Origin of the sequence: Sphingomonas azotifigens NBRC 15497 (assembly GCF_002091475.1) — a bacterium.
GTDB lineage: Bacteria > Pseudomonadota > Alphaproteobacteria > Sphingomonadales > Sphingomonadaceae > Sphingomonas > Sphingomonas azotifigens.
In genome coordinates this window covers 165,609-191,995 of sequence record NZ_BCTR01000001.1, presented here as the reverse complement: position 1 = coordinate 191,995, position 26,387 = coordinate 165,609, and the positions used below count along the sequence as shown (strand labels likewise).

Annotated in this window: 31 protein-coding genes; 6 read left to right on the top strand and 25 right to left on the bottom strand. The window is 68.0% G+C overall.

The annotated features are described in order from the left end of the window. The first annotated feature begins 5 nt into the window (after positions 1-5). The 5 genes from SAZ01S_RS00840 (at position 6) to SAZ01S_RS00820 (ending at position 5,890) form a co-directional block, all read left to right on the top strand. Positions 6-1,325 carry an MFS transporter gene (locus SAZ01S_RS00840; RefSeq protein ID WP_084579091.1) on the top strand — a complete coding sequence of 440 codons (1,320 nt, stop codon included), beginning with the start codon at positions 6-8 and terminating at the stop codon, positions 1,323-1,325. A gap of 149 nt (positions 1,326-1,474) precedes the next feature. Beyond that, positions 1,475-2,494, top strand: coding sequence for a sugar phosphate isomerase/epimerase family protein (locus tag SAZ01S_RS00835; RefSeq protein ID WP_084579089.1), 1,020 nt, complete (start codon positions 1,475-1,477; stop codon positions 2,492-2,494). Positions 2,495-2,507: 13 nt separating this feature from the next. Continuing rightward, the gene (locus SAZ01S_RS00830; protein ID WP_084579087.1) at positions 2,508-2,900 is read left to right on the top strand and encodes a C-glycoside deglycosidase beta subunit domain-containing protein; all 393 of its coding nucleotides are present in this window, start codon (positions 2,508-2,510) and stop codon (positions 2,898-2,900) included. 170 nt (positions 2,901-3,070) lie between these two features. After that, positions 3,071-4,282 (top strand): MFS transporter, encoded by a 1,212-nt coding sequence (locus SAZ01S_RS00825; protein WP_084579085.1) that lies wholly within the window; start codon positions 3,071-3,073, stop codon positions 4,280-4,282. A gap of 111 nt (positions 4,283-4,393) precedes the next feature. Further along, entirely contained in the window at positions 4,394-5,890 is a 1,497-nt protein-coding gene (locus SAZ01S_RS00820; RefSeq protein ID WP_084579083.1) for a glycoside hydrolase family 30 protein, read from the top strand. A gap of 32 nt (positions 5,891-5,922) precedes the next feature. Here SAZ01S_RS00820 and SAZ01S_RS00815 read toward each other — a convergent pair whose 3' ends face one another. From SAZ01S_RS00815 to SAZ01S_RS00805, 3 genes are read right to left on the bottom strand one after another with little or no spacing between them, the layout of a single operon-like run. Continuing rightward, positions 5,923-8,292, bottom strand: a complete 2,370-nt coding sequence (locus tag SAZ01S_RS00815) for a glycoside hydrolase family 3 protein (RefSeq protein WP_084579081.1) — start codon at positions 8,290-8,292, stop codon at positions 5,923-5,925. Positions 8,293-8,306: 14 nt separating this feature from the next. Beyond that, on the bottom strand, positions 8,307-8,873 hold the full coding sequence (locus SAZ01S_RS00810) for an NADPH-dependent FMN reductase (protein WP_084579079.1): 567 nt from the start codon (positions 8,871-8,873) through the stop codon (positions 8,307-8,309). 3 nt (positions 8,874-8,876) lie between these two features. After that, positions 8,877-9,980, bottom strand: a complete 1,104-nt coding sequence (locus tag SAZ01S_RS00805) for an LLM class flavin-dependent oxidoreductase (RefSeq protein WP_084579077.1) — start codon at positions 9,978-9,980, stop codon at positions 8,877-8,879. Between the two features lie 92 nt (positions 9,981-10,072). On the opposite strand from SAZ01S_RS00805, the gene SAZ01S_RS00800 reads away from it, so the two are divergent. Beyond that, positions 10,073-10,747: a TetR/AcrR family transcriptional regulator gene (locus SAZ01S_RS00800; RefSeq protein WP_084579075.1), complete on the top strand. Its 675-nt coding sequence runs from the start codon at positions 10,073-10,075 to the stop codon at positions 10,745-10,747. A 66-nt stretch (positions 10,748-10,813) separates the two neighbouring features. Here SAZ01S_RS00800 and SAZ01S_RS00795 read toward each other — a convergent pair whose 3' ends face one another. The 22 genes from SAZ01S_RS00795 to nifV all read right to left on the bottom strand — a co-directional run bounded on the left by SAZ01S_RS00795 (position 10,814) and on the right by nifV (position 26,382). Next, positions 10,814-11,122: a 2Fe-2S iron-sulfur cluster-binding protein gene (locus SAZ01S_RS00795; protein ID WP_084579073.1), complete on the bottom strand. Its 309-nt coding sequence runs from the start codon at positions 11,120-11,122 to the stop codon at positions 10,814-10,816. An 18-nt stretch (positions 11,123-11,140) separates the two neighbouring features. After that, complete coding sequence (locus SAZ01S_RS00790; protein WP_084579072.1) at positions 11,141-12,325, bottom strand: DegT/DnrJ/EryC1/StrS family aminotransferase; 1,185 nt, start codon at positions 12,323-12,325, stop codon at positions 11,141-11,143. Next, positions 12,322-12,594: a hypothetical protein gene (locus tag SAZ01S_RS00785; RefSeq protein WP_084579070.1), complete on the bottom strand. Its 273-nt coding sequence runs from the start codon at positions 12,592-12,594 to the stop codon at positions 12,322-12,324. Before SAZ01S_RS00785 ends, SAZ01S_RS00790 begins: the two co-directional genes overlap by 4 nt. Next, entirely contained in the window at positions 12,591-12,953 is a 363-nt protein-coding gene (locus tag SAZ01S_RS00780; RefSeq protein WP_245824465.1) for a DUF3024 domain-containing protein, read from the bottom strand. The genes SAZ01S_RS00785 and SAZ01S_RS00780 overlap by 4 nt, the downstream gene beginning before the upstream one ends. Beyond that, the gene (locus SAZ01S_RS00775; protein ID WP_084579066.1) at positions 12,944-13,186 is read right to left on the bottom strand and encodes a nitrogen fixation protein NifZ; all 243 of its coding nucleotides are present in this window, start codon (positions 13,184-13,186) and stop codon (positions 12,944-12,946) included. The genes SAZ01S_RS00780 and SAZ01S_RS00775 overlap by 10 nt, the downstream gene beginning before the upstream one ends. Continuing rightward, on the bottom strand, positions 13,183-13,512 hold the full coding sequence (locus SAZ01S_RS00770; RefSeq protein ID WP_084579064.1) for a nitrogen fixation protein NifZ: 330 nt from the start codon (positions 13,510-13,512) through the stop codon (positions 13,183-13,185). The genes SAZ01S_RS00775 and SAZ01S_RS00770 overlap by 4 nt, the downstream gene beginning before the upstream one ends. 42 nt (positions 13,513-13,554) lie before the next feature. After that, positions 13,555-14,085 carry a hypothetical protein gene (locus SAZ01S_RS00765; RefSeq protein ID WP_084579292.1) on the bottom strand — a complete coding sequence of 177 codons (531 nt, stop codon included), beginning with the start codon at positions 14,083-14,085 and terminating at the stop codon, positions 13,555-13,557. Then, entirely contained in the window at positions 14,085-14,408 is a 324-nt protein-coding gene (locus SAZ01S_RS00760) for a HesB/IscA family protein (protein WP_084579062.1), read from the bottom strand. The genes SAZ01S_RS00765 and SAZ01S_RS00760 overlap by 1 nt, the downstream gene beginning before the upstream one ends. After that, positions 14,405-14,641 (bottom strand): 4Fe-4S dicluster domain-containing protein, encoded by a 237-nt coding sequence (locus tag SAZ01S_RS00755; protein WP_084579060.1) that lies wholly within the window; start codon positions 14,639-14,641, stop codon positions 14,405-14,407. Before SAZ01S_RS00755 ends, SAZ01S_RS00760 begins: the two co-directional genes overlap by 4 nt. Positions 14,642-14,657: 16 nt before the next feature. Further along, a complete protein-coding gene (gene nifB, locus SAZ01S_RS00750; RefSeq protein WP_084579058.1) occupies positions 14,658-16,208 on the bottom strand; it encodes a nitrogenase cofactor biosynthesis protein NifB in 1,551 nt (516 codons plus the stop codon). A gap of 172 nt (positions 16,209-16,380) precedes the next feature. Next, positions 16,381-17,232 (bottom strand): SIR2 family protein, encoded by an 852-nt coding sequence (locus tag SAZ01S_RS00745; RefSeq protein WP_084579056.1) that lies wholly within the window; start codon positions 17,230-17,232, stop codon positions 16,381-16,383. Further along, the gene (gene nifT, locus SAZ01S_RS00740; RefSeq protein ID WP_084579054.1) at positions 17,229-17,447 is read right to left on the bottom strand and encodes a putative nitrogen fixation protein NifT; all 219 of its coding nucleotides are present in this window, start codon (positions 17,445-17,447) and stop codon (positions 17,229-17,231) included. The genes SAZ01S_RS00745 and nifT overlap by 4 nt, the downstream gene beginning before the upstream one ends. Further along, on the bottom strand, positions 17,444-18,277 hold the full coding sequence (locus SAZ01S_RS00735; RefSeq protein WP_084579052.1) for a 4Fe4S-binding leucine-rich repeat protein: 834 nt from the start codon (positions 18,275-18,277) through the stop codon (positions 17,444-17,446). The genes nifT and SAZ01S_RS00735 overlap by 4 nt, the downstream gene beginning before the upstream one ends. A gap of 11 nt (positions 18,278-18,288) precedes the next feature. Further along, positions 18,289-18,483, bottom strand: a complete 195-nt coding sequence (locus SAZ01S_RS00730) for a 4Fe-4S dicluster domain-containing protein (protein WP_084579051.1) — start codon at positions 18,481-18,483, stop codon at positions 18,289-18,291. Positions 18,484-18,630: 147 nt separating this feature from the next. After that, a complete protein-coding gene (nifA, locus tag SAZ01S_RS00725) occupies positions 18,631-20,346 on the bottom strand; it encodes a nif-specific transcriptional activator NifA (RefSeq protein WP_084579049.1) in 1,716 nt (571 codons plus the stop codon). A gap of 246 nt (positions 20,347-20,592) precedes the next feature. Continuing rightward, the gene (locus tag SAZ01S_RS00720) at positions 20,593-20,910 is read right to left on the bottom strand and encodes a ferredoxin family protein (RefSeq protein ID WP_245824464.1); all 318 of its coding nucleotides are present in this window, start codon (positions 20,908-20,910) and stop codon (positions 20,593-20,595) included. Continuing rightward, on the bottom strand, positions 20,901-22,208 hold the full coding sequence (locus tag SAZ01S_RS00715) for an FAD-dependent oxidoreductase (RefSeq protein WP_084579047.1): 1,308 nt from the start codon (positions 22,206-22,208) through the stop codon (positions 20,901-20,903). Before SAZ01S_RS00715 ends, SAZ01S_RS00720 begins: the two co-directional genes overlap by 10 nt. 10 nt (positions 22,209-22,218) lie before the next feature. Next, the gene (locus SAZ01S_RS00710) at positions 22,219-23,307 is read right to left on the bottom strand and encodes an electron transfer flavoprotein subunit alpha/FixB family protein (protein WP_084579045.1); all 1,089 of its coding nucleotides are present in this window, start codon (positions 23,305-23,307) and stop codon (positions 22,219-22,221) included. Positions 23,308-23,319: 12 nt separating this feature from the next. Continuing rightward, positions 23,320-24,171 carry an electron transfer flavoprotein subunit beta/FixA family protein gene (locus SAZ01S_RS00705; protein WP_084579043.1) on the bottom strand — a complete coding sequence of 284 codons (852 nt, stop codon included), beginning with the start codon at positions 24,169-24,171 and terminating at the stop codon, positions 23,320-23,322. Between the two features lie 2 nt (positions 24,172-24,173). Continuing rightward, on the bottom strand, positions 24,174-24,524 hold the full coding sequence (nifW, locus tag SAZ01S_RS00700) for a nitrogenase stabilizing/protective protein NifW (protein WP_084579041.1): 351 nt from the start codon (positions 24,522-24,524) through the stop codon (positions 24,174-24,176). Next, positions 24,521-25,240 (bottom strand): serine O-acetyltransferase, encoded by a 720-nt coding sequence (gene cysE, locus SAZ01S_RS00695; RefSeq protein WP_084579039.1) that lies wholly within the window; start codon positions 25,238-25,240, stop codon positions 24,521-24,523. Before cysE ends, nifW begins: the two co-directional genes overlap by 4 nt. Further along, positions 25,237-26,382: a homocitrate synthase gene (nifV, locus tag SAZ01S_RS00690; RefSeq protein ID WP_139809860.1), complete on the bottom strand. Its 1,146-nt coding sequence runs from the start codon at positions 26,380-26,382 to the stop codon at positions 25,237-25,239. Before nifV ends, cysE begins: the two co-directional genes overlap by 4 nt. Positions 26,383-26,387: the final 5 nt, after the last annotated feature.

Below are 26,387 nucleotides of genomic sequence, written 5' to 3'. Positions count from 1 at the left end.
ACGGCATGTTGGTCGCCTCGCCCCCGCGCCCATCGCGGCTGGGGCTGGTCGAGCGGCTGAGCTACGGGTTCGGCGACTTCGGCTACAGCCTTCCCTACAACATGGTGGGGGCCTTCCTCCTCTATTACTATACGGTGGTGCTGCGGCTGCCCGCGGCCGCGGTGGGCACGATCTTCCTCACTGCCCGGCTGTTCGACGCCGTCGTCGATCTCGGCGTGGGCGTGCTGCTCGATCGCACGCGCAGCCGCTGGGGCCGCGCCCGGCCCTATATCCTGTTCACCTCGGTGCCCTACGCGCTGGTGTTCGTCGCGATCTTCCTGGTACCCAGCGGCAGCGTGAACGCGCAGCTCGCCTGGGCCTTCGTCACCTTCAACCTGCTCGGGCTGCTGATGTCGTTCGGCTCGATTCCGTACACGGCGCTGCTGCCGATGATGACCGCGGATACCGACCAGCGGCTCAAGCTGGGCTCGATGCGGTCGATCGGCACCTCGGTCTCGGTGATCCTCGGCACCGCCGCGACGATGCCGCTGGTCGGGCTGCTGGGGGGCGGCGACGAGCGCAAGGGCTTCCTGCTCACCGCGCTGCTGTTCGGCGTGCTGGCACTGGCTGCCATGCTCGCGCTGTTCCGCAACTGCCGCGAACGCCATGTCGGCGATGCCGATGCCGCCCCCGCGCCTGCCCCCACCGCGATCGGCGAGATGCTGCGCAACCGCGCATGGTGGGTGTGCTTCCTGTTCACCCTCCTCTATTTCGTCCGCTTCGGCGCGATGCTCTCGGTCACCGCCTTTTTCGCGATCGAGGTGCTCAAGCGGCCCTGGATGATCTCGGTGATGCTGCCGGCGATCTCGGGCATGCTGCTGCTCGCGGCGTTCGTCGCCCCGCCGATCCTGTCGCGTACCGGCATTCGCGGCGGCTCGCTCGGCGCGCTGGGGCTTTCGCTGGTGCTGTTCGCGCTGCTGCCCTTTGCCGAGGCGTCGCCGATCGCCTTCCTGGCGCTGTACCTCGCGGCGTCGATGGCGACCTCGATCACGATCACCGCCATCTTCACGATGATCGCCGAGTCGGTCGACTATCACGAGGCCCGGTTCGGCAGCCGCAACGAGGGGCTGCTCTCGGCCGGCGTCAGCCTCGCCACCAAGATCGGCATGGCGCTGGGATCGGCGGCGATCGCCTATGCGCTGGCCTATGCCGCCTATGCGCCGGGAGCGGTCACCCCGGCGGCGGTGCAGACGATCCGCTGGGCCTATTACGGCGCGCCGCTGCTGCTGCTGTCGCTGCAGGCGCTGTGCATCCTGTTCTGGCCTTCTCGCCAATCCATGGGTTGACGCTGACATGCAAATATAGAATTATCATTCCAATCAGGGCGTACAGCGCCCCAGGGGAGAGGTTCGAGAAAGGTGCGGAGCGTCGCCCAGGCGTCGCCACCTCCCCCGCGTCACCGAAGTGCACCCGACCTGTTGAAGAGGTGAATGCGATGAGCGGTATCAAGCGGGGCGTCAGCCTCTACAGTTTCCAGAACGAGACGTTCCAGGGGAAGATGTCCCTGGAGGATTGCGTGCGTACCTGCGCCGAACTCGGTGCCAACGGTATCGAGGTCATTGGCGAACAGTCCTTCTGGGGCTGGCCCGAAGTGGGCGTGGAAGACGCCGCCATCGCCGAGTGGCACCGGCTGATGCAGGTCTATGGCACCACGCCGGTCAGCCACGACTTCATGCTCGATTACAAGCGCTACAAGGGCCGCGAAATGCCCTTCGACGAGCAGGTCGCCAGCGTGAAGAAGGACATCGATTTCGGCGCGCGCCTCGGCATGAAATATATCCGCGCGCTGGTTTCGATCGCGCCCGAGGTGCTGGTCGCCGCGGCGCCCTATGCCGAGGAAAAGAACATCAAGATCCTGATCGAGGTGCACGCGCCGCTGCACTTCGACCATCCCTGGATCATCCGCCATGCCGAGGCCTTCGAGAAGGCGGGATCGGACGCGCTCGGCTTCCTGCCGGACATGGGCATGTTCCTCTTTGCCTATCCGCGCGTGTGGAAGGAGAAGTTCCTGCGTGTCGGCGTGCCCCAGCACATCGCCGACTATATCGAGAAGGCCTATGAGGACCGCGTCCTCTCCGAATACGTCATCCTCAACGTCCAGCAGATGGGCGGGACGGGGCCGGCCATCGCCATGGCCGAGGTGACGCGCCACAATGCCGCGTTCGAGCCCAAGCGGATGCTCGATTACATGCACCGCATCCACAACATCCACGGCAAGTTCTACGAGATGACCGCCGACTATGTGGAGCCGTCGATCCCCTATGACGCCATCGTCGCGGTGCTCCAGAAGGGCGGCTACAACGGCTATATCTGCTCCGAATATGAGGGCAATCGCTGGATCGAGGACTTCGAGGAACCGGACTCGGTCGAACAGGTCCGCCGCCAGCAGGTGATGCTGGCCAAGCTGCTCGGCGAAACCACCGTGCCGTCGCTCAAGACCCCCATCGCAGCCTGAGGAGCGCCTTTCCATGATGGACAACAAGATGATCTGCACCGAGCTGTTCGAGAATGTCGTCGAGGGCGGCGAGACGGTAGGGTTCGCGTTCCTGGGGCGGCTGCCTTATTATCGCGGGCTCGGCCTCTCGATGATCGAGGACATCCAGGTCAGCGTCGACGGCGAGGAGATCGCCCGCGAGGCCATCCGCTTTGCGGTGCGCGGCAAGACCTACACGCTGGACGAGATGGAAACCGTCTATGACGATCGCTGGAACTTCGGCGAGAAGGCGCGGATCATCGCGCTGAAGCCGGGCGGCCTCGCCGCCGGCCCCCACAAGATCGGCTTCGCGGTGCGGATGCGGGTCAGCTACCTGCCCTTCGTCCCCACCACCCGCGACACCAAGGAACTCGCGCTCGCCGCCTGAGCGCGTCCGCTTCTCCTCCTCGGGGCGCCCCGGCTTGCCGGCGGCGCCCTTTTTGTGTGCGGCGAGCCCCCTGCGCCTGCAATTTCATTTTGAAATACTCGTTCTATTTTGATATTCCGCAAGGACAAGGAAGCGCGGGGCGAACCGGCGCAGGAGCGATTGGAGAGAGGATGAAGGCGATTCGCGCGTTCTGGGCAGAGCTGACGCTCAAGCCGCAGGGCTTTACGATGATCATCGCAGGCTTTCTGCCGGTGTTCGCGATCATCGCCATGTTCCCGGTGGTCGCCGCGATCATCGGCCATTTCCACGATGATCCCAATGCCGGAATCAAGGTGCCGGCGATGGTGACCGCGCCGGGTTACGCGATCGCCCTGCTGGCACCCTTTGCGGGCGTGCTGTGCGACAAGTTCGGCCGCCGCCGGATCCTGCTCGCCTGCACCTTCTTCTACGGCATCGCCGGCTGCGCGCCCTTCTTCCTCGAAAGCCTCGACGCGATCATCGCGACCCGGCTGGCGCTGGGCGTCTGCGAGGCGGGCATCCTGACGGTCGTCAACACGCTGATCGCCGATTACTGGGTCGATCGCAGCCGTCGCAACTGGCTGATGCTGCAGGGCATTGTCGGCCCGGCGCTGCAGCCGGCGGTGTTCATCCTCGTCGCGAGCGTCGCCGCGGTGCGCTGGAATGGCGGCTTCCTCGTCTATCTGATCGCCTTCCCCATTTTCGTGTCGATGTACTTCTTCCTGTTCGAACCCAGGCGCGAGCAGGTGCTGGTGCAGGAAGGCACGCGCCCCGAAGCCGATGCCGGGCCCTTCCCGTTCGGCCAGGCGGCGATCGTGGCAGGGCTGACGCTGTTCGCGTCGATCCTCTACTATGTGTTCATCGTCAACGGCAGCATCGCCTGGAAGGAAGTGGGGGTCACCGATCCGCTCCAGGTCAGCACGCTCACCGTGATCCCGGCGCTGTTCATCGTCGTCGGCTCGATCCTGTTCCGCGTCGTCTCGCGCTTCAACAATGCCGTCCAGATCGCCAGCTTCCTCGGCATGCTCGGGCTGGGGCTGGCGGCGATCGGCCTCGCCCGCTCGGTCACGACGATGCAGCTCGGCATGACGCTGCAGCAGACCGGCGCCGGCATGGCGATCCCCGCGCTGATCGCCTGGTCGCAGACCAAGTTCGGCTTCGCCCATCGCGGCCGCGGCATGGGCGTATGGACCAGCGCCTTCTTCCTGGGCCAGGCGATCTCGCCGATCATCGTCGGCAACATCGCCGGTGCGGCCGGATCGATGCAGGGCGCGTTCCTGCTGCTGGGGCTGGTCGGCATTGCCAGCGCGCTCGTCGGGTTCGCACTCGGCACGCGCGCGCCCTTGCGGGCGGCGACGGCCTGACCCGCCGACGCTGCCGATTTCGGTTCCCGCGCCGTCCCAAACACCCTAGCGTCGCCCATGAGAAACATGGGCAATACCGGTCGAGGGATCGGGTGCGAAAAGAGGTGCGAGATGGATGCATGGGGCGGAACGAGCCGGGTCGATCGTCGACAGTTCGTTGCATTGACGGCAGCGGGCGGGCTGGCAGCCGCGCTTCCGGGCGTCGGGCGGGCGGCAGCATCCGTACAGCGATACGCCATCCCCGCCGGCCGCTGGGTCGTCACCACCGAAGCCCAGCCCTGGCAGATCGGCGATCAACCCGCCCGCATCGCGCCGGGCAGCGGGTCGCCTGCCGATATGGTGCTGCAGCTCGATCGCCCGCTCCAGACGATGGAAGGCTTCGGCGCCTGCTTCAACGAGATGGGCTGGGACGCCATCAACCTGCTGCCGCCGGCCGAGCAGGACAAGATCTTCGCGGAACTGTTCGGCGACGCCGCCACCGGCCTGTCGCTCTGCCGGATGCCGATCGGCGCGAACGATTTCGCCCGCGACTGGTATTCCTATGACGAAACGCCCGGCGATTTCGCGCTCCGGTCCTTCAGCATCGCGCGGGACGACAGCGCGCTGGTGCCCTTCATCAAGCGCGCGCTCGCGGTCCGCCCCGATCTCAGGATCTGGGCCTCGCCCTGGAGCCCGCCCAGCTGGATGAAGACCAACCGCCACTATGCGGCCGTGCCCAATCGACCCGGCTGGCCCGACAATGGCCTGCTACCGAGCCAAGTGGGCACGGAAGGCACCGACATGTTCGAGCAGGACGAGCGCTATTTCGACGCCTATGCACGATATTTCGGCAGGTTCATCGATGAATATGCCAGGCGCGGCATCCGCATCGCCATGGTCATGCCGCAGAACGAGTTCAATTCCGCGCAACCGTTCCCGAGCTGCTGCTGGACACCGAAAGGGCTGGCGCGCTTCCTGCCGCATCTCGGTCGCGAGATGGCGCGACGCGACGTCGAGGTCTTTTTCGGGACGATGGAGCGTCCGGACGACCGGTTGTTCGAGGCCGTCTATGCCGACACTGCGGCGGCAAGCGTGATCCGCGGGGTTGGCGTGCAATGGGCGGGCCGCGGCGCCCTCCCCTTCCTTGCCCGCGCGCACCCGACGCTGCGCTTCTACATGAGCGAGCAGGAGTGCGGCGATGGCAAGAATGACTGGCGCTATGCCCGCTATACCTGGAGCCTGATGAAGCAGTATCTCTCGAACGGCTGCAGCGGCTATGATTATTGGAACATCGCGCTGGTGGACGGCGGCGTCAGCCGCTGGGGCTGGGCGCAGAACTCGCTGCTCAGCGTCGATCGCGCGACCCGCAGCTGGCGCTGGAACCACGAATTCTATCTGTTGAAGCACCTCGCCGGCATCGTGCGCAGCGGGGCGGTGCGCATCCCCGCGATCAGCTGGACCGGGTATGAAGACGTTCTCGCCTTCCGCAACCAGGACGGCAGCATCGCCGTCATGACGCACAACCCCACCGGCGCCCCGATGCACGCGCGGATCGGCATTGGCGCCGCGACTCTCGAGGCGGTGCTACCCGCCGATTCCTTCGGATCGATCCTGCTCCCGCCGCGCTGAGCGTGCGCGGCAGCCACGGACACTGGACCCGATCAGCGGTGGAGGGTCACCGCCAGCCCAGGATCTTCCGCCGATCGCGCCACACGAAACGCCAGCGCGCCGCGAAGCGCCTGCCAGCCATCCTCCTGCCACTGGCGCAGCATTCGCGGCTCGATCGGCACCGAGAGCGTTCGCCGCTCGCCCGGCGCCAGCGCGACCTTGGCAAAGCCCACGAGCGCAGATTCAGGCGCATCGCGATAGACCTGCACCACTTCGGCACCCGCGCGATCCGACAGGTTGGTGACGGTCACCGTCACCGCGTCGTCCGCCGCCGCCGCGTCGGCCCATTCGAACCGCGCATAGCCGAAGCCGCTGCCCAGCGCATGACGCGCTGGCGTGCCGTTCGCGATCAGTCCGCGATAGCCGAGCCGCGTTCCCTCGGCATAGACCAGCCGGCCGTCCGCCTCGGGCGTCACGCCGTACCCGCAATAGTCTGCCTCGGCGCGCGCGATCGACACCGGCATGCGGCCGCCGGGCTCGCGGTCGCCCGCCAGCACGCCTGCGAGCGCGGGCGCAAAGCCCTGCCCCGGATACCAGGCAACCAGCAGCGCCGCCGCCTGCTCGCCCCACTCGGCATCGAAGGCGTGCCCGACATTGACGATCGCCGCAGTCCGCGGATTCGCCGCGCACACCGCCTCGATCAGCCGCAGCTGTTCGGCTGCAAGCCGGGTATCGGGTCGATCCTTGCTCTCGACGCTGGAGTCGGAAGTCTCGCCGATCACCAGGAACACCGCATCGGCGGAACGCGCAGCCTCGACGGCGCGCGCGAGCATCGCCTCGGGACTGTCCGGCGTGCGGATGCCGTACCACAGCCCCTGCACGCGCGCGCCGACATAGTGAAACTCCACCGTCACCAGCACCTCGCGGCCCGCCGCCAGCGCCACTTCCACCGAGTCCGCGTCGCCGGCCTTGAGCACGCCCATCACGTCGCCCGCCGCCAGTTCGCGGCCGGCACGCAGCACCTCGCGCCCGTCGACCAGCATCCGCGCCACGCCGGTGCCGCCCAGATAAAAGCGATGCACCCCGTCCGTCGCCGGCGTGAACCGCCCGCTCGCCCGGATCGAGCCGGGCGCGTCGAACCGCCCCTGGGTGTGGACGCCGACGAACCAGACCAGCGAATTGGTCGCCCGCGTCTCGCTCGACAGCGGCGTGCCGGAGCAATCGGTCGTCGCGAAATAGTCGAGCGTCATCCCGCTGGCGCAGCCATCGCCCAGGTCGCGCGCGGGCTGCACCGGCATCGACGGCAGCCGCGGCTGCGGGTCGACGCCGGGTTCGTAGACGATCTCGCAGGCCGCGCCGTAGCGGGCGCGGATCGCCTCGATCGGAGTCGGCGTGTCGGGTGCGACCGCAATCTTGGCGAAGGTGCCGCCCTGGTAGCAGGGCGCCGCCGCGTTCGGGCCGATCACCGCAATCCGGCGGACGCTTTCAGGCGGCAACGGCAGCATCGCGCCGTCGTTGCGCAGCAGGACGAAGCCCTGTGCTGCGGCGTCCTCGAGCATCAACGCGGCCGTCTCCGCCGGCAGCGGCGCGCGCTTGGCGCCGGTCACCCGCCGCGCGGTCGCCGCGACCCGCGCCGCCGCATCGGCAACGCGCTCCGCCGACACCACGCCCGCCGCCACCGCAGCGGCGATCTTCGGCCCCATGAATCGCGCCGGCCCCGGCATCTCCAGGTCCAGCCCGGCAGCGATCGTCCCCTCGGTCGAATGGGTACCGAACCAGTCGCTCATGATCAGATAGGGAAAGCGCCACTCGCCCTTGACGATGTCGGTCAGCACATGCGCCTGTTCCGAGCACCAGGCGCCGTTGAGCTTGTTGTACGCCGCGAGCATGCCCGCGCAACCGGCTGCGGCCGCCATCTCGAAGGGCAGCAGATAGACTTCGCGCAGCGTCCGCTCGTCGACCTGCGCGTCGACCGTGTCGCGCGCGGTTTCGCTGTCGTTGCAGACGAGATGCTTGACGACCGAGCCGGTGCCCGTCGATTGCAGCCCCTCGATCCACGCCGCGCCGAGCACGCCGGCGAGCAGCGGGTCCTCCGAGAAATATTCGAAGGCACGCCCGGCCAGCGGGCTGCGCGCGAGATTGAGGTTGGGGGCGAGCAGTGCGTCGACGCCCCGAGCCACGGCATCGCTGCCGACCACCTGCCCCATGCGCCGGGCGGTGTCGCGATCCCAGCTGGCACCCAGCGCGGTGGGGCACGGCGTCAGCAGCGAGACGTCGCGCTCGTCGACATTGCCGCTCGCCACGCCCATCGGCCCATCGGCCATGGTGAAGGCGGGGATGCCCGCCTCCGGCACCGCGACGCTCTGCCACATCGCCGCGCCGGCGGTGAGCGCACAGCGTTCCTCGAAGCTGGGTTCCCGCATTATCCTACCTTTTCTCAAGCGGCCGGCGCGAGCGCGAACGCCATCAGTTGCTGCGCCTGCACCGCAACCATCTGCGCCACGCCCGCATCGACGATCGCGCCGTCCGGACCGAACGGCTTCTGCTCGATCGAGTTGAGCGCGATGCCCACTGGTGTCGGCCAGCCGCGCATCGCATGGACGATCCCGCGCAGCGCCGCGAGCGTCACCCCGCCCGCCTGCCAGCCGGCCGCGGAGACGATCAGCCCCACCGGCATGCCGTCGAAATAGACCCGCGCGTCGCCACGCGTATCCTCCAGCAGGTCGAGCGCGTTCTTCACCACGCCCGAAACGCCGCCATGATAGCCGGGCGTGGCGATCACCAGTGCATCGGCCGCGCGTACCGCCGCGACCAGTTCGGCCTGTTCGGGGCTGCGGCCGGGCGCCTCGGGGTTGAAATGCGGGAGTTCGGCAAGCGCAGGGCCGCCGAACATCCGCGTCTCCGCTCCCAGCCGCGCGCATTCGGCAAGCACCGCCCGCGCCAGCAATTCGCTCGACGAATTGGCGCGCAGCGTGCCGCCGATGCCGACAATCCTGCGGGCCATGGCTCAGCGCCCCTTGAACGCGGGCATCACCTGGCGCGACAGCAGGTCGAGCGTCTGGTTGGCGAATGCCAGCCGCTGCTCGGTGAGCGGGCCGGTGGTGGTGCCGCACAGGATGTTGCCGATGCCGAGCTCGGCATAGGGCCGCAGATGCTCGATCACCGTTTCGGGCGAGCCGTAGAGGCACCAGGTGCCGATCCAGCCTTCGTGCAGCGCGCTGATGTTGACGTCGGTCTTCTTGTTCGCCTCGCCGGCTTCCGCGCGGCGGTTGAACTCGTTCTCGCGATCGACCGCGTCCTGATAGCCCTGGAGGATGATCTCCAGCTCCTCGCGGGCCTGTTCGTCGGTCTCGGCGAGATGGACGCACTGGTAGCTATGGGTGCTCCAGCTCAGCGCCTCGGCGATCACCGCGTCGGCATGCCCGGCCTCCAGCAGCATGGCTTTGTACGTGTCGAAATACTTCTTCACATGGGTGTAGGGCTCGGTGCCGTAGATCTGCGGCGGGGTGAAGGCGGGGATGAACGCCGGCCAGCCATTGACCGCCGCGCGCCGCGCGCTGCTTTCCTTCATCGCCACCGGCATCAGCCGGGCGTGCTTCTCGCCGTACGGCGCCGGGGTGATCCGCTGCAGCACGCGGCCCTGGTGCGGGCCGTTGTCGATCTCGATCGCCGGATCGTCCATCTGCTTGGCCCATAGCGCCTCGGCCAGCGCCAGGTTCTTCTCCGCGATCGCGCCCGCATCCTTGTAGTTGACCGCGAAGCCGATCATTTCCTCGGGCGTCGTGCCCGATCCGACGCCGACCAGCAGCTTGCCCTTGGTCAGATGGTCGAGGATGCTCACCCGCTCGGCGAAGCGCACCGGGTGGTGCAGCGGTACCGACACCACCGAGAAGCCAAAATGGAGATCGGGGTGCTTGGCGGCGAGATAGCCCGCCAGGATGAAGCTGTCGCTCGCCACCGGCATATAGCCGTTGAAGTGGTGGTCCGGCATGAAAATGGCGTCGAAGCCCGCTGCCGCTGCCCGGTCCGAATGATCGATCAGGTCGGTGATAAGCCGGCCGTCCTGGTCGGGGCTCGTCGATCGAGCATTCAGGAATACCGAGAAGCGCATGGACACTCTCCCAAAGCTGCCTGGGCGATTGATTCGAAGCCCATGACAATTAGAATTGACGTTCCTATTTTGATAGGGTTTGTCTCAACGCAATGTCAAGCCAGTCGACCAAGAAGAAGCCGCGTTCCTCCCTTGCCGTGGAGCAGGTGGGCCGCGTGCCGCAGCAGGGGCGCAGCAAGGCGTCGTACGAGCGCATGTTCGCCGCGGCGCGGGCGCTGATGCTCGAGCGGGGGGATGAGGAATTCACGCTGATCGAGGTGAGCCAGCGCGGCAACGTCTCGATCGGCTCGATCTACCTCCGCTTCGAATCCAAGGAGAATCTGGTCCGCGCGGTGATCTGCGAAGCGCTGGAAGAAATCGTCTCCGCCGAAGAGACGATGTTCGAGCGGCTGGCGGACGAGGCCCGGAATCTCGGCGAATTCGTGCCGCGCTACGTCGATGAATATGCCGAGGTGCTGCGCGTCAACGCGCCGCTGTTGCGGCTGGCGATGCGCCGCGCCGCCTTCGATCCGCTGATTTCAGCCCCCGGCAAACAGGTCGCCGACCGATCCGCGGCGGGCGCCAATCGCGCGATGCTGCGCTTCGCCAGCGAGATCGGCGGCGATGCGGCCCTTAAGGCGGACTCCGCCTATCACATCATCTTCGCGACGCTCGCGCGCGAACTCCACCTCGGATCGACCGCGGAATCGGCACGCAACTACGATTGGGAGCCGCTCAAGCGCGAGCTGGCGCGGATGTGCCTCGCCTATCTGCGCGAGCCGTCCTGACCGTTCTGCCCGCCGCCCCAGGGCAGCTCCCGCACGATAGACGCGCGGCGTAGCGGGCACGCACGCTCAAAAGCCGGACGAAAATCCGAGCAGCTCGATCTCGATGTCTTCGGTGCCCAGCACCGTCGCCTGGCACGCCAGCCGCGACTTGGAGCCGACGCCGACGATGCTGTCGAGCTTCTCATTCTCCAGCGACCCGATCTTCGACACGCCCTTGCGCCCCTGCTGGACGAAGATGTGGCACGTCCCGCAGGTCGCCTTGCCGTCGCAATTGTGGCGGATGCTCTCGTCGGCGGCGAGGATCGCGGCGAGCAGCGTGGTTCCCGCCGCGGCATCGAAGCTGCGGCCCGAGGGACGAATGGTGACGAGCGACATGATCGGGCTCCTTGCAGGCTAGAGATAGATGGGCGTGCCGGCGCCGACATTGGTCGCGGCATCCTTCAGCCGGGCGACGACGAAGGCGATCTGCTCCTCGCTGAGATGCGCGTGGAACGGCAGCGCCACGGCGCGATCGGCGACCTTCTCGGTCACGAACAGGTCGCCCTTCTTCCAGCCGAGATCGCGGTAGCGGCGCTGGAGGTGGATCGGCACGCTGTACGGCGCCGCCTCGATCGCTTCGGTGCGCAGATCCTCGATGATCTGGTCGCGTGCCGAACGGGTGAAGCGCGTGCCGAGATGCACGACGTAGAGGAACCAGTTCACCTGTTCCGCATAGGGCGCGACATAGGGATCCTTCACGCCTTCGAACGAGCGCAGGAAATTGAAATAGACGTCCTGCACATGGCGGCGGCGTTCGAGCAGCACGTCGATGCGCTCGAGCTGCGCCAAGCCCAGCGCCGCGGTGAGCTCGCTCATCCCCGCCTGATAGGGCGCCGCCGTGGCGGCGGAGACCGAACCGCGCTCGTCGGGGCTGCGCGCCCGCAAGCGCCGCACCGCCATGGCGAGATCGACATCGTCGGTCACCACCATCCCGCCCTCGCCGCAGCAGATCGTGCCCGGCTGGCCGAAGTCGAACAGCGCGACGTCGCCGAAGCTGCCGACCGGCCCAGCAACATGGCGCGAGCCGATCGCCTCGCTCGAATCCTCGATGAGGAACAGGCCGTGGGCATCGGCAAGCGCGCGGAGTTCCGGCCAGGCGGCCGGATGGCCGGCGGTGTTCGCCGCGAGGATCGCGCGGGTCGCCGGCGTGATCCGCGGCTCCACTTTCGAAGGCGCCAGGCTGCCCGTCCAGTAATCGATATCGGCGAATACCGGCCGGGCGCCGCCAAGCAGCACCGCGTGCGCCGTCTCGCGAAAGCCGTGGGCGGGCACGATCACCTCGTCGCCCGGGCCGATGCCCTTCGCCGCCAGCACCAGCAGCAGCCCCAGCGCGGCGCTCGCTACCGCGACCGCATGGCGACGGCCGGCATAGGCGGCAAACGCCTCCTCGAATCGCGCCACCCCCGCCCCCATGGCGAGCTGGGTGCCGCGCAGCGCCCGGTCGACGGCGGCCAGCTCGCGTGCGGTCAGGTCGGGGTCGCTGAGCGGGATCCAGCCCTCGACCGGTTCCTCGACGACGGTGGAGAGCCGCCGGGTCATGGCTGCTCCCGCGTGGCGAGCAACACGCCGGTCGCGTGGCGCAGGTCAGCAGTGACCGTGACGCAATGTTCGCGCGTGTCGAGCAGATGGACGTCGACCGCGCCAAAGCTGCGGAACGGCGCCTCGTTCACATCGGCGGCGTCGCACAGCAGGACGCGCCGTCCCGCGAGCCGGTCCCGCAAGGTCCGCAGCGCGTCGGTCGGTGCCGGGCTCGGTTGCGCTGCCAGCACATTCTCGATCTCGACGATCTCGGCCAGGGTCAGGGTCATTGCCAGAAGATCCGATCGGGGTCGGTGACGAGCAGGTCTAGCAGATCGGCCAGTCGTTCGAACGGCAGCTCCGGCTGCCAGTCGCCATGGACATGGTCGCGCGAATAGAGCCACCAGCATCCCGGCCCGGGCAGCCAGCGGATCAGGGCGATGTCGATCACGCCGCCGTCGGGGTCGACGGTGCGCGAGCAGCAGGGCGACTCCACGCGGTAGCCGTCCTGATGCGGCACCACGCTGGGCTCGACATAGCGGTAGCGCACGCGTCGTTCGAGCGCGCGGCGGATGCGCCGCAGATCGAGTTCGTTGGGGTGCCGTGGCTGGACGGCATTCCAGGCGGCGAGCGGCATTGCTAGCGGCACGGCACGATCTCCTCCTCGAAGCAGCCGACGACGCGGTCCGGGCCGAACTCGACGAGATAGATGGGCAGGTTCGCCTCGCTCTGCATGCCGATGTTGACGATCTCGCCTTCGGTGCCCGCGGCAACGAGCAGCGCGTCGACGGGCTGTTCGGGGAAGCTGCCGTCGTTGATCAGGTCGGCGGCCGCGAGCACCCGCATCCCCCAGTCGTAGCGCGGCTTTCGCGGCTGGATCATGCTACCCTCCCCGGAACGATGGACACCGGCAGCGGCAGGTCGTCCTCGTCGATCGCCTCTGCCCGGTCGAGCTCCTTGCGCTTCATGCCGACGCGGTTGCCGCTGTCGAGGAACTCGACGCCGTAGATGTAGAATTGCTGGAGGAACGTGCCGATCGAGACGACATAGCCCTCCTCTCCCTTCTTCACGAGCACGTCGCCGATCTCCTTGCCGGCATAGGTGCCGTCATTGCGCACCGTGCGCTTCGCGCGCACGCGGTCGCCATAATGGAACACCGGCGGGCCGCCGAGCTCGACCACTTCGCTGTCGCGGACGATCGCGGTCATTGCCGCCACTCCCGGCGTTGCGCGGCTTCACGGGCGCGCGGGTCAGTCATGGTCCAGCTCGGCACGGTCGAGCACGTCGATCAGCAGCCGGGCGCCGATGCGGTCGCGCGGGTCCAGCTCGAGCAGCTTCTCCGCCGCGCGTCGGCCTTCCTCGGTCCGGCCCAGCCGCATCGACAGATAGGCATAGCCCTTAAGCGAGAAGAGGAAGAACCGCGCCTGGAGCGCCCCCCAATCCTCGAAGGCCGCGTCGCCGCGGCGGACGGCGCGCCAGTCCTCGCCGAGCAGGTTGAGCCGCATCGCCTTGCCGATACAGGCGCAGGCGACGTGCCATGCCTCCTCCAGCCGCCCCTTGTAGAAATAGAAGCGGTAGCGCGCGATCAGCACTGCGGCATGATCGGGCGCGAGGCTCTCCGCGGCGTCGAGATGCGTTTCGGCGACGTCGCCCAGCGCATAGGTCGCCGCCGCGCGGTCGAGATGGTGCTGCGCCTCGGCCGGCAATCCGCCCCCCAGCAGCGGGCTGGCCAGGATCGACTCCTCGAATTCCGGCAGGGGCACGGAGCGCGGCCTGGCCATCAGGCGCTCGCCGGCGCGTGGCTGCCGCACGCGACCTGTTTGGGATCGTGGAACACCAGCCCGGTCGAGGCCGGCGTGTCGGCGAAGTCGATCGTGACCCCGTCGAGCAGAATGCGGCTCTCGGCGTTCACGAACAGCGGGATGCCGTCGACGACGAGCGCGGCCTCGTTCGCGGCGGGCACAGGGGCAACCGCAACCTCCGCGCTCAGTCCCGAGCAGCCGCCGGGCTTGACGGCGAGGCGGAAGCCCCATCCCTGCTGCCCGTCGGCGAGGAGCATCAGCCGCATGAAGCGTTGCGCCGATCGCGTGATCGTGAAGGTCATGATGCCGTCCCCTGGCTGGCTTGATAGCGCGGCAATCGCGTGTCGAGGATGCAGGTGTCGTCCACCGGGCAGACCGCGACGCATTGCGGCACGTCGAAATGGCCGACGCACTCGGTACATTTGGCGGGGTCGATCACGAAGGTGGTGCCCACCTCAGCGATCGCCATGTTCGGGCATTCAGCCTCGCACGCGGAGCAGTTGGTGCACTGTGCGGCGACGATCTTGTACGGCATGGCGCCCCCTCCCCGCTCAGGCCGCGTTGATCAGCGCGCCCTGCCGGATCGCAGCGTCGCCGCGCTCGGTATGGACGACGTCGCCCGCCTCGACCTTGGCGACATAGTCGCGGAACCAGGCGATCGCGGACTTCTCGATGAACTCGTGCGCATAGGCATCGACGGGCTCGATCCCGGCGGCGGTGAGGTCGGCCTTGGGGCAGCCGCCGATCTTGGCGACGAACACCGCATGGCAATCGTTGATCGCCTTGATGATCGTGTCGAGGCTGTCCTCCTCGCCATAGCCGCCCTGGCAATAGAGATCGACGCGGCGATGGCCGACGAACTTGGCGCCTGCGGTCGAGAGCTCGTAGATCTGGAACTCCTTGGCATGGCCGAAATGCTCGTTGATCACGCCGTGGCCCTTGGTCGCGACGGCGACGAGCAGCTTGAGGTTGCTGGCGATCCGGGCGAGCGTCTCGAGCTCCTCCTTCTTCGCCTCGACCTTGGCGACGCGTTCCTGCTCGACCGCCTGCTGATAGGCCTTGCGCCCGGCGGCGTCGTATTCGACCTCCATCTCCATGATCTTGTCGGTGGTGAATTCGGCCGAGCGGTCCTCGCCGAGCAGGCCGACCGCGTCGGCGCGGCACTGGCGGCAGTGGCGCATCATGTTCATTTCGCCCTCGCAGGCATCCTGCAGCGCCTTGAGCTCCTGCGCGGTCGGCCCGCGCTGGCCATTGAGGCCGAAGACGGTGCCGTGCTCGGGCGCCGAGATCAGCGGCATGATGTTGTGGAGGAAGGCGCCGCGCGACTTCACCGCCCGGTTCACCTCCACCAGGTGCTGGTCGTTGATGCCGGGGATCATCACCGAGTTGATCTTGGCGAGGATGCCGCGCTCGGTGAGCATCTCCAGCCCGCGCAGCTGGCGCTCGCTGAGGATCTTGGCCGCCTCGTATCCAGTGACGCGCTTGTGCTCCCAGAAGATCCACGGATAGATGTGCTGGCCGATCTCGGGATCGACCATGTTGATCGTGATCGTGACGTGATCGACGTTGTATTTCGCGATCTCGTCGATCCAGTCGGGCAGCGCGAGGCCGTTGGTCGACAGGCACAATTTGATGTCCGGCGCGGCCTTGTGGATCATCTCGAAGGTCTTGAAGGTCTTGGCCGGGTTGGCCAGCGGGTCGCCTGGCCCGGCGATGCCGAGCACCGTCATCTGCGGGATGGTCGAGGCGACGGCGAGCACCTTCTTGGTGGCCTGCTCGGGCGTCAGCCGCTCGGAGACGACGCCGGGGCGGCTCTCATTGGCGCAGTCATATTTGCGGTTGCAGTAGTTGCACTGGATGTTGCAGGCCGGCGCGACGGCGACGTGCATCCGGGCATAATGATGATGCGCTTCCTCGCTGTAGCAGGGGTGGTTCTTCACCTTCTCCCAGATCGCCGGATCCATGTCGGCCGGGCCGGCCGAGGAGCCGCAGCTCGCCTTGCCGCTGCCGCCCTCGGTGCCGCAGCCCTTGTGCTCCGCCACCTTCTGGAGGATGGCGCCGAGATCGGGCGTTCCGGCGTCGTGCAGCGCTGTATCGGTCATTCGCTCGCTCCTCTTGCTCCCGCGGGTGGTCGGGAGAGGCCCCGCTTCGTGCAGCATGCATAGCAACCGCCGTGCCAAGCCGATCCGGCCAGTATTTACAGCGGGTTAGACGCACGCTGTCGGATGTCGCGCATCGCGCAATGTTGCGAACGCGACAGAGTGTCGCACTGCGTCATGCCAGCAGTGCCGCCAGCGCATCGGCAAGCGGCAGGTCGATCGCTTCGATCCCCTGCTCGTCGAGGAAGCGCAGTTCGTTGCGAGTCAGCGCATCGCGCTGGACGACGGCATGATGGGTGCCACCCGAACGCTTCATCAGCTGGCGTGCGTAGGTGCGCAGCAGCTGGTCGTGGAAGCGACAGCCGAGGAACAGGAATCCCATGCCGGTGCGGCGATGCTTGACCACCTCGGGGATCGGGGTCTGGATATCGATCTCGGTCAGCACCTCGACATAGTCGGCATCGGAGATCAGGAAATTGCCCGCGGGCTGCGCGCTGCCGTGCGGCGCATACAGGATCGTCGGGCGCGCTTCGGCTTCCTCGGCCGCGAGTGGTGCCCCGTCCGGGCCATAGAAGCGGAACCAGCGATCCTCGCCGATGCCTGCGCGGGTGATCCCCTGCACCTCAGCCCAGTCCTCCCGCCCGGTAAGCGCGGCGCGCATCTCGCCACCATACCAGCTGTCGACGATCAACGGCAGGCCAAGGCCCGCCAGCCACGCATGCAGCGGATGCCGCACCGGTGGCGGCGCGAATGCCTCCGCCATCAGCGCGGAGACGGTGCTGCGGTGTCGGTAGCTCTCGATATGCTGCGCCGCCGCCCAGGCATTGCCCCTGGCGCGACGCGGCAGCGCGACCTTGGCGCCGAAGAAATCGGCCAGCGCCTCGGGCGTAGTCGGCACGCTCGCCCCCGCCAGCGCCGCCACCTCGGGGCCCAGATAGGGCACCAGCCGCCGCGCCACGAGTGCTTCGCGAACCGCGGCGAGCTGCGCCTGCGGATCGGCGCGGCTTTCCACCAGCGTCGCCATCATGCTTCCTCCCCGCCGCGCTTGCGGGCGTTCACCGTGATCGGCAGCCGCGTGTCGCTCGCCATGTCGGGCAGCTCGAGGATCCAGCCATTGGCCAGCCGCACCCAGCCGCCCCACAGCGCCTCGCCGCGCTCGACCTCGACGATCGGCTCTTCCAGGTCCTTCTTGGGCACATAGGCGGAAAGCCCGGTGTCGCCGCGGCGGATCATCACCTTCATCGCTCGTCCCTTCGTTCGGCCGTATCGGCCCCGTGAAATGGCAGGATGGTCGCCACGCCCAGCAGCCGCGCCGCGAGCGCCGGCACCCGCGCGATCCGCTCGCGCGCCACTTCGCGGATCAGCGGCTCGGCATCGTGCAGGAACGGCGCCAGCTCCTCCTCGGCGATCCGCTCGGCAACGGCGAAGCGGACGCGCAGGTCGCTGTCCTGCGCGAGCAGGTGCAGCTGGGCGAGCGGCAGCCGCTGCGCCACTTCCAGCCGCACCAGCGGATCGGCGTCGAACGCCATGTCCGGCAGGCAGCCGACCGGCAGCCGCCGCGCTACCCAGGTGCGCACCTCGGGATCGGGATCGCGCATCACCAGCGGCAGCAGGTCGGACGGCATCCGCCGCACGACCGCGAGCCGGACCTGATAGGCAGGATCGCTCAGCATCGCGACCAGCGCATTCCCCGCGATGCGGTGCGCGACGACCAGGCGGACATGAATCTCGGGATCCTCCGCCAGCGCGCCGATCCGATCGAGCGGCAGCCGCGCGGCCGCGGCGCCGCGCACCTCGGGCTCGGGATCGTCGAGCAGCGCCGGCAGGCGGAAGATGCTGGCATAGCGTGCCGCCGCGGCGCGGACCTCGAAATAGGGATGGTCGAGATACGCATCGGCCAAACCCCGGTGGCCCGACAGGAAGCGCTCGACCCGCCGCGCCCGCCGATCGCGGATGCAGGCACGCCCCTTGGCGCACAGCCCCTCGCGGTTAAGCGTGAGGTGCGCGCACTCGCGGCAACGGACGGGGCGGCCGCGCCAGTCGAGCGGGTCCGCCTCCTCATCGGGTTCCATGGCACCCGCCGTCAGGCCGGAACGCAGGTCTTCGGCACCGGGCACACCTCGTCGCACTTGGGCGCATCGAAGATGCCGTCGCATTCGGTGCATTTCTTGGGGTCGATGATGAAGGTGTCGCCCTTCATCGAAATCGCCGCATTGGGGCATTCGAACTCGCAGGCACTGCATCCGGTGCACTGCGAAGCGATGATCTTGTAGGCCATTGCATGTCTCCGGCTCGCGTCACCGGATGCTCTGCAGGATGCGTGCCATGCGGCAGCGGTCGGGCAAGGCGCTGAAAACCGGGACAAAGCGGGCGCCTCTGCGTGTCGCAAAGCCGACATTGCCGTGTCGGGTCGCCGCCCGGCGGGTCAGAACTTCTTCACTTCGATCCCGTGCTTGCGCAGCGCATAGCCGATCTGGCGCGGGGTGAGCTTGAGCAGCCGTGCCGCGCGCGCCTGCACCCAGCCGCTGCGCTCCATCGCCTGGACGAGCTGCTCGCGCCCGATCTTGTCGAAATCGCCGCCGTCCATCTCCGCGGGTGGACTAGCCTGCGCCGGTGGCGGGCTGGCAGGCGCAGCCGGCAGCGGACGCGGGATCTGCGGCGTGACGATGTTGAACGAGGTGTCGATCGCGCCCTTCCACAGCGTCGCCGAGAGGCACTCGTCGTGCCGGCAGGCGAAATCGTCGTCGGTGATGCACGCCGCGCGCGACAGCGACGCCGTCCGCCGGATGCAGTTCTCCAGCTCGCGGACGTTGCCGGGGAAATAGCAGCGATCGAGGATCGCGAAGGCCGAAGGCTGCAGGTCGTGCCGCGTCTCATGCTCCTCGTCGAAGCGGCGGAGGAACTCCTCGGCCAGCAGCGGGATATCTTCGCGGCGCGCGCGCAGCGGCGGCAGCTGGATCGAGATCACGCAGATCCGATAGTAGAGATCGGCCCGGAACTCACCCTTGGCCACCGCCTCTTCGAGGTTGCGGTTGGTCGCGCAGACCAGGCGGACGTTCACCTTGATCGTGCGGGTGCCGCCGACGCGCTCGAACTCGCCTTCCTGCAGCACGCGCAGCAGCTTGACCTGGAAGGCCGGCGAGATCTCGCCGATCTCGTCGAGGAACAGCGTGCCGCCATCGGCCAGTTCGAACCGCCCCTTGCGCTGGTTGACCGCGCCGGTGAAGGCCCCCTTCTCATGCCCGAACAGCTCGGATTCGAGCACGCTTTCGGGCAGCGCGCCGCAGTTCAGCTTGACGAACGGCCCCGATCGCCGCGGGGAGAAATCGTGCGTCGCGCGCGCGAACAGCTCCTTGCCCGTACCGGATTCGCCGCGCAGCAGCACGGTGGAATGGCTGCGCGCCGCGATCTTGATCTTGTCGAGCACCGCGAGCAGCGCCGGGCTCCTGCCGACGATGCCGCGCGCGCCCGGCTCGGCCCCGCCTGCCCGCGGCCGGTCGGACAATTCCTTCTCCAGCCGGGTCTGCTCGGCCATCAGCCGCTCGCGATCGCGCCCGACGATCTCCATCAGCCGCACCGTCTGGCCGAGCAGATTGGCGACCATGGTAAGGAAGCGGACATCCTCGTCGACCGCGTGATAGGGCATTTCCTCGCGCCACAGCTGCTCGATCGTCAGCGTGCCGATCACCCGGTCGCGGTCCTTGATCGGCACGCCCAGGAACGAGCGGCGGGTGACGCCGGGCGGCAGCGGCTCGGCCGCCTGCCAGCCGCGGAACAGCGGGTTGGTCGCGACATTCTCGATCACCACCGGCATCTTGGTGGCGACGATCTGCCCCACCGCGCGCTCAGGCAACCGCCCGAAATAGGCCGCAGCCTGTTCCTCGCGCCAGCCGATGCCGACCACCATGTGCGGGTTGCCCTGCTCGTCGACCAGCGCGACGATGCCGTGATGCATGTCGAGAAAGCTCGACAGCAACGTGAGCACGTTCGCCAGCTTGGTCTCCAGCCGATCGGGCGTGACCAGGAACTTCGATATCTCGAAGATCCCCCGCAATGCGATGTCGGCTCGCACCCGCGTCGCGCGAGCCAGCCTGCCGTCAGAATTCCCCATGAGCCGGTTCGCGGCCCGCACATCTGCCATGCTGCCTACCTCCCGCCCGCAGAGCAGCCTCTCCAGCTGTGCCGTACCCCTGGTTATTGTGGGTCGGGAATTGCGTAGTGCAGTCATGAGACTGACATAGAATCCATGCGCTCGCAACGAGTCGGGCGCGATATTGGATCTTGTTTGCGTGCAAAGACGGCAAGGTGCGGAGCAGTCGCGCCGCCAGGCCGAGCGCGCCGCTCCAATCACGCTGTCCGGCTTCAAGGATCGCGGCGGTGCGCATCATCATCCGAACTTGTAGAGAACGCCGAAACCGCCCCGCGGATAGTTCCACTCGATCTCGCCGCCCTTGGCCGTGACGATCCGGCAGGTGCCGCATTCGACGCAGCCATCCGGGCTGATCTCCACCTGGCCCGCATCGCTCAGGCTGTAGCATCCCGCCGGGCACAGCCGCGTCATCGCGAGCAGCGCCTTGGACGGCGTCTGGTGCGGCCGGATCCGGATGTGCGGCCGCCCGGAATCGACGACGTAGCGGTTCTGGTACAGCTTTTCCTCGACCCTGCCCTGCGGGGCGTTCGTCTGCGTCATCGTCGTCATCGCCATGCCCTCGCCAGTTTGAGTGCGTCGCCGATCATCCCGAACAGGCTGCGTCCCTCGCGGAACGAGCGCAGGATGGCCTTCTCCTTGCTCACCTTGTCGACCCCGTCGACGCGCAGCCAGGTCTGCGCCGCCTTGCTGATCAGCTGCGGGTAGAGGCCGAAAAAGGTCCGCTTGTTGTGGTGGAGCAGCGCCGGGATGCCGCGATATTTCTTGAGGTCCTTCATCACGAAGCTGTCGGCGAGCCGGCGGGTATATTCGGCGAGGCATACGGCATCGAGCGGCTCGCGCCGGCGCTTCAGCCACGCCACCGTCTCGGCCGCGACCCGCCCGGTGGTCATCGCCAGGTTCGATCCCTCGCGGTGCACCGCGTTGACGAACTGGCCGGCATCGCCGACGACGATCCATCCATCGCCCACCAGTTGCGGCATCGCCTTGTAGCCGCCCTCGGGGATCAGGTGCGCGGCATATTCCTTGATCTCGGAGCCGGCGAGCAGCGGCCGGATGCTCGGATGGTTCTTGAACGCGTCGAGCAGCGCATAGGGCGTCACCTCGCCCTCGGCGAAATCGGCGACGATGCAGCCGATGCCGACCGAGATCGATTCCTCGTTGGTGTAGAGAAAGCCGGTACCCGCCATGCCCTTGGTGATCGTGCCCATCGCCTCGATCACCACGCCTTCGTTGCCGGAGAGGTTGAAGCGCGCCTCGATCGTCTCGCGCGGCAGGAAGTGCATTTCCTTGACCGCCAGCGCGACCGACTCGGGCGCCACCTCCGGCCGGAGCCCCGAACGCTGGCCGACCAGCCCGTTCACGCCTTCGGCCAGGATCACCACATCGGCGAAGATCGCCCCGCCCGTCCGATCAGTGCGCACGCCGATCACCCGATCCTGGCCGTCCTTGACCAGTTCGGTCACCGTCGTCTCGCACAGCACGATTGCGCCGGCCTGCTGGACGCGGCGGCTGAACCACTTGTCGAACTGCGCGCGCAGGATCGTGTAGCGGTTGGGCTTCTCCTCGTTGAAGTCGTCCGAGCGATAATGGACGCCGGTATGGCTGCGGTCGTCCATCGTCCAGATGCGCTGCTCTACGACATGGCGCTCGAGCGGCGCGTCGTCGCGGAAATCGGGCATGATCCGCTCCAGCGCATCGGCATAGAGGATCGCGCCCTGCACGTTCTTCGAGCCCGAATATTCCCCGCGCTCGATCTGGAGGACCTTCAGCCCCTCCTTGGCCATGACATAGGCAGCGGCGTTGCCCGACGGGCCCGCCCCCACCACGATCGCGTCGAAGCGTTCGTCGATCATCTGCCCTCTCCTATCCTGCCAGCCGGTTGACCGAGAGCCGGCGCGCGAACGCCTCGGTCAGCGCCGGCAGCAGCGTCACCGCGTCGGCGACGATGCCGAGATGCGCGAACTCGAAGATCGGCGCGTTCGGATCGGTGTTGATCGCCACGATCAGGTCGGCGCCCTCGACGCCGACGCGGTGCTGGATCGCGCCGGAGATGCCCGCGGCGATGTAGAGCCGCGGGCGGATCGTCTTGCCGGTCTGGCCGATCTGGCGGTCGGCGGTGATCCAGCCCTTCTGCACGAGCGGCCGCGAGCCGCCATATTCGGCGCCGAGCACCTCGGCGAGTTGCTTCACCAGCTGGAAATTCTCGGCCGATTGCAGCCCCAGCCCGCCGGCGACGACGATATCGGCATAGGCGAGCTGCGCCTTGTCCGAATCCCGATCGGCGACGAAGTGCACCACCTTGGTGACGATATCGTCTTCGGCGAGCTCCAGCGGGTGCTCGACGATGGTGCCGGTGCGGCCGGGCACCGGCTCGGGCATCGCGAGCACGCGCGGGCGCACCGTCGCCATTTGCGGCCGGAAGTTGAGCGTGAAGATCGTGCACAGCAGCGAGCCGCCGAAGGTCGGCCGCGTCGCCGCGAGCGAGCCTTCCTCGTCGATCGCCAGTTCGGTGCAATCGGCGGTGAGGCCGGTCTCCAGCGTCGTCGCGACCGATCCGGCCAGGTCGCGGCCGAGATTGGTGGCGCCGAGCAGCAGGATCTCGGGCTGGTAGCGGTTGACCAGATCGGTCAGCGCCTTGGTGGCGACTTCGTTGCGGTAGTGTGCGAGCACCGGATCGCAGACCAGATAGACCTTGTCCGCGCCGAACTCGAAGGCGTTCGTCGCCGCCCGGTGCAGCGCCTCGCGGCTGTCGCCCATCACCACCGCCGCCAGTTCGACACCGCGCTTGTCGGCCAGCTTGCGCCCTTCGCCGAGCAGCTCGTACGAGACGCTGTGGACCTGGCCATGCTCCAGCTCCATCGCCACCCAGACATGGCGATAGTTCTGGAACTTCTCCGGCAGCGCCTTCTTGGTGCCGGCCCGGCTTGCCGGAGGAGGTGTCGCTTCAGCCATGTCGCTTCTCCCTCATGCTTGCCGCGCGAACGCGTAGAGATCGGCCTCGACCGCAGGCGCGCGCGCGAAGATCCCGGCGATCGTCGCCTCGGCGAGCGCGGCGGGGCCGCCCTCCGCCGTCACGATCTCGGCCTTTTCCGCGCGCGCGGTAGGCGCGAAGACCTTCTTCACGATGGTCGGCGAGCCGCGCAGCCCGCATTTGAGGAGATCGGCGATGCCGACATCGGCGGCATTCCAGGTCAGGATCTCCTGCCGCGCGGCGCGCAGCGCATTGTCGAGCGTGCCGCGGCGCATTTCGTTGGTCGCCTCCAGCATCGTGATCAGCACCGGCAGCGCGGTGTCGAGCGTCTGGGTTCCTCCCTCGGCGCGGCGCTCGACGGTAATGCGACCGCGGTCCGCTGCCACGTCGACGATCGACGAGACATAGGTCAGCTGGTTGTAGCGCAACCGCTTGGCGATCCCCGGGCCGACCTGGGCGGTATCGCCGTCGATGGTCTGCTTGCCGGTGAAGATGATCTCGGGCGCGCCGAAATCGGCTGCGATGCGGCCTAGCGCCATCGACAGGGCATAGCTGGTCGCCAGCGTGTCCGATCCGGCGAAATAGCGATCGGTCAGCAGCACCGCACGATCGGCGCCGAAGGTGAGTGCCTTGCGCAGCGCCTGCTCGGCAGTGGGCGGGCCCATGGTCAGCACGGTCACCGCGCCGCCGTGGCGGTCGCGCAGCCGCAGCGCCTCTTCCAGCGCGAACAGGTCATAGGGGTTGATGATCGTCGGCACGCCCTGCCGCATGATCGTGTTGGTCACCGGATGGACGCGGATCTGCGCGCTGTCCGGCACCTGTTTGATGCAGACGACGATATGCATGGCTATTCCCCTCCCGCGCCGGCCAGCGCCGACAGCGGCACGAACGGACGGTTCGGCACCGGCTTGGGTGCCACCGCGTCCTGGTGGACCTTGAACACGCGCTGCTCGATGGGCGAGGAGGCGACGAAGTCGGCATAGGCCTGCGCCAGATGCACCGCGCACAGCGACCGGATTGAATCGTCGGCAAGCCCGTCGAACGCGCCTTCCGCGCGGCTCTTCGCCAGATACTGGCCCATCCGCCGCAGGATATGCAGCCGGGCGACATGGACCTGCTCGGGCACATAGGGCACTTCGAGCGCGCCGAAGAATTCCTCGGCGGAAGACAATGCGTTGAGTTCGTCGAGCACGCTCATGCCGCCCCCTCCCCGTCCTGCCGGCCGCGCTCGCGATGCGCGAGCCGTGCCTCGAGAAACTCGATGCGATCGACCAGCGAGCGGATCGCTTCGCCCACCGGATCGGGCATCAGGTGATGATCGAGATCGATGCGGCCGCCGATCAGCCGGCGATCGCGCCGATCGCGGACCAGCCGGCCTGGGATGCCGACCACCGTCATCCCCGGCGGCACCGCATCGACGACCACGCTGTTCGCCCCGACCCGCGCCCCCGCGCCGATCGTGATCGGCCCAAGGATCTTGGCACCCGCGCCGATCAGCGCGCCGCTCTCCACCGTAGGATGCCGCTTGCCCGCGGACCAGCTCGTGCCGCCCAGCGTCACGCCGTGATAGAGGGTGACGTCGTCGCCGATCTCCGCCGTCTCCCCGATCACCACGCCCGCGCCGTGATCGATGAACAGCCGCCGCCCGATCGTCGCCCCCGGATGGATATCGACCTGGGTGACCAGCCGCGCGAACCAGCCCAGCAGCCGCGCCGGGAAGCGCAGCCCGCTCCCCCACAGCCGGTGCGCGAGCCGGTGCCACAGCAGCGCGTGCACGCCCGGATAGGTGAGCAGCACTTCGACATGGCTGCGCGCCGCCGGATCGCGGCCGCCCACGCAGGTCACGTCCTCCACCAGCTGGCGGACCAGCGAGGGGGGCGCCGTCCGCGCGGCGAAGAGCGCGACCGCGGTCATTCCGCCGCCACCGCGATTCCGGATCCCGCGTAGAAGCCGGCGAGTTCGTCCTCGCTGACCGCGCGCTTGGTCCGCACCGCACGCGCGCGGACTTCCTCGAGGATGCGCTGCACCCGATCGTGATCGGCATCGAAGCCGAGCGAGCGCAGCTTCGCGCGCACCGCGGCGCTGCCCGAATGCTTGCCGAGGATGATCGTCCGTTCGCGCGCGAACCGCGCGGGATCGAGCGCCTCATAGGTGCCGGCGTCGCGCAGCAGGCCCGCGACATGGATGCCCGATTCATGCGCGAAGGCGGCGCCGCCGACGATCGGCTTGCACGCCGGGATCGGCCGCCGCGCCGCCTCGGCTACCATCTCGGCCAGGCCGGTGAGCCTGCTCAGCGCGACATTGGTGCGCCGCCCCTGCGTCTCGCCGACCGCCGCCACCACTTCCTCCAGCGCGGCATTGCCCGCGCGTTCGCCCAGGCCGAGCACGCAGACGCTGGCATGCGTCGCACCGCCGCGGATCGCCGCCAGCGTGTTGGCGGTCGCCAGGCCGAGATCGTCATGGCCGTGGAATTCGAGCTCGAGGTCGCTGTGCGCGCACATCCGGCGGAGCACGTCATAGGTGTCGAACGGATCGAGCACGCCCAGCGTGTCCGCATAGCGGAAGCGATGCGCCCCCGCCTCCTCCACCGCCACCAGCACACGCAGCAGGAATTCCAGATCGGCCCTGCTGCTGTCCTCGCCGCCGACCGCGACCTTCAGCCCCTTGTCGAGGGCATAGCCGACGACATCGTCGATCCGCCGCAACAGATCGCCGCGATCGGTGCCGAACTTGGCGCGGATCTGGCGATCCGATACCGGTGCGGACAGGTTGACGCGCGTGACGCCGGTACGCAGCGCGGCATCGACATCGGCGCGGGTCATCCGGCACCAGGCAATCACCTCCGCGCGTTCGACCGTGCCGGCGATCGCGGCGATCGAGTCGATCTCCTCCGCGCCCATCGCCGGGATGCCGGCCTCGATCTCGTCGACCCCGGCGGCCTCCAGCGCCCGCGCGATCGCGAGCTTCTCTTCGGCGGTGAAGGCAACGCCCGGCGCCTGTTCGCCGTCGCGCAGCGTGGAGTCGTTGATCAGGACGGGAGGGAGCAGGCTCGGCATGATCG

Coding starts and splice junctions, on each gene's coding strand:
- SAZ01S_RS00840 (WP_084579091.1), top strand. CDS start 6: ATGTTGGTCGCCTCGCCCCCGCGCCCATCGCGGCTGGGGCTGGTCGAG.
- SAZ01S_RS00835 (WP_084579089.1), top strand. CDS start 1,475: ATGAGCGGTATCAAGCGGGGCGTCAGCCTCTACAGTTTCCAGAACGAG.
- SAZ01S_RS00830 (WP_084579087.1), top strand. CDS start 2,508: ATGATGGACAACAAGATGATCTGCACCGAGCTGTTCGAGAATGTCGTC.
- SAZ01S_RS00825 (WP_084579085.1), top strand. CDS start 3,071: ATGAAGGCGATTCGCGCGTTCTGGGCAGAGCTGACGCTCAAGCCGCAG.
- SAZ01S_RS00820 (WP_084579083.1), top strand. CDS start 4,394: ATGGATGCATGGGGCGGAACGAGCCGGGTCGATCGTCGACAGTTCGTT.
- SAZ01S_RS00815 (WP_084579081.1), bottom strand. CDS start 8,292: ATGCGGGAACCCAGCTTCGAGGAACGCTGTGCGCTCACCGCCGGCGCG.
- SAZ01S_RS00810 (WP_084579079.1), bottom strand. CDS start 8,873: ATGGCCCGCAGGATTGTCGGCATCGGCGGCACGCTGCGCGCCAATTCG.
- SAZ01S_RS00805 (WP_084579077.1), bottom strand. CDS start 9,980: ATGCGCTTCTCGGTATTCCTGAATGCTCGATCGACGAGCCCCGACCAG.
- SAZ01S_RS00800 (WP_084579075.1), top strand. CDS start 10,073: ATGTCAAGCCAGTCGACCAAGAAGAAGCCGCGTTCCTCCCTTGCCGTG.
- SAZ01S_RS00795 (WP_084579073.1), bottom strand. CDS start 11,122: ATGTCGCTCGTCACCATTCGTCCCTCGGGCCGCAGCTTCGATGCCGCG.
- SAZ01S_RS00790 (WP_084579072.1), bottom strand. CDS start 12,325: ATGACCCGGCGGCTCTCCACCGTCGTCGAGGAACCGGTCGAGGGCTGG.
- SAZ01S_RS00785 (WP_084579070.1), bottom strand. CDS start 12,594: ATGACCCTGACCCTGGCCGAGATCGTCGAGATCGAGAATGTGCTGGCA.
- SAZ01S_RS00775 (WP_084579066.1), bottom strand. CDS start 13,186: ATGATCCAGCCGCGAAAGCCGCGCTACGACTGGGGGATGCGGGTGCTC.
- SAZ01S_RS00770 (WP_084579064.1), bottom strand. CDS start 13,512: ATGACCGCGATCGTCCGCGACAGCGAAGTGGTCGAGCTCGGCGGCCCG.
- SAZ01S_RS00765 (WP_084579292.1), bottom strand. CDS start 14,085: ATGGCCAGGCCGCGCTCCGTGCCCCTGCCGGAATTCGAGGAGTCGATC.
- SAZ01S_RS00760 (WP_084579062.1), bottom strand. CDS start 14,408: ATGACCTTCACGATCACGCGATCGGCGCAACGCTTCATGCGGCTGATG.
- SAZ01S_RS00755 (WP_084579060.1), bottom strand. CDS start 14,641: ATGCCGTACAAGATCGTCGCCGCACAGTGCACCAACTGCTCCGCGTGC.
- nifB (WP_084579058.1), bottom strand. CDS start 16,208: ATGACCGATACAGCGCTGCACGACGCCGGAACGCCCGATCTCGGCGCC.
- SAZ01S_RS00745 (WP_084579056.1), bottom strand. CDS start 17,232: ATGATGGCGACGCTGGTGGAAAGCCGCGCCGATCCGCAGGCGCAGCTC.
- nifT (WP_084579054.1), bottom strand. CDS start 17,447: ATGAAGGTGATGATCCGCCGCGGCGACACCGGGCTTTCCGCCTATGTG.
- SAZ01S_RS00735 (WP_084579052.1), bottom strand. CDS start 18,277: ATGGAACCCGATGAGGAGGCGGACCCGCTCGACTGGCGCGGCCGCCCC.
- SAZ01S_RS00730 (WP_084579051.1), bottom strand. CDS start 18,483: ATGGCCTACAAGATCATCGCTTCGCAGTGCACCGGATGCAGTGCCTGC.
- nifA (WP_084579049.1), bottom strand. CDS start 20,346: ATGGCAGATGTGCGGGCCGCGAACCGGCTCATGGGGAATTCTGACGGC.
- SAZ01S_RS00720 (WP_245824464.1), bottom strand. CDS start 20,910: ATGGCGATGACGACGATGACGCAGACGAACGCCCCGCAGGGCAGGGTC.
- SAZ01S_RS00715 (WP_084579047.1), bottom strand. CDS start 22,208: ATGATCGACGAACGCTTCGACGCGATCGTGGTGGGGGCGGGCCCGTCG.
- SAZ01S_RS00710 (WP_084579045.1), bottom strand. CDS start 23,307: ATGGCTGAAGCGACACCTCCTCCGGCAAGCCGGGCCGGCACCAAGAAG.
- SAZ01S_RS00705 (WP_084579043.1), bottom strand. CDS start 24,171: ATGCATATCGTCGTCTGCATCAAACAGGTGCCGGACAGCGCGCAGATC.
- nifW (WP_084579041.1), bottom strand. CDS start 24,524: ATGAGCGTGCTCGACGAACTCAACGCATTGTCTTCCGCCGAGGAATTC.
- cysE (WP_084579039.1), bottom strand. CDS start 25,240: ATGACCGCGGTCGCGCTCTTCGCCGCGCGGACGGCGCCCCCCTCGCTG.
- nifV (WP_139809860.1), bottom strand. CDS start 26,382: ATGCCGAGCCTGCTCCCTCCCGTCCTGATCAACGACTCCACGCTGCGC.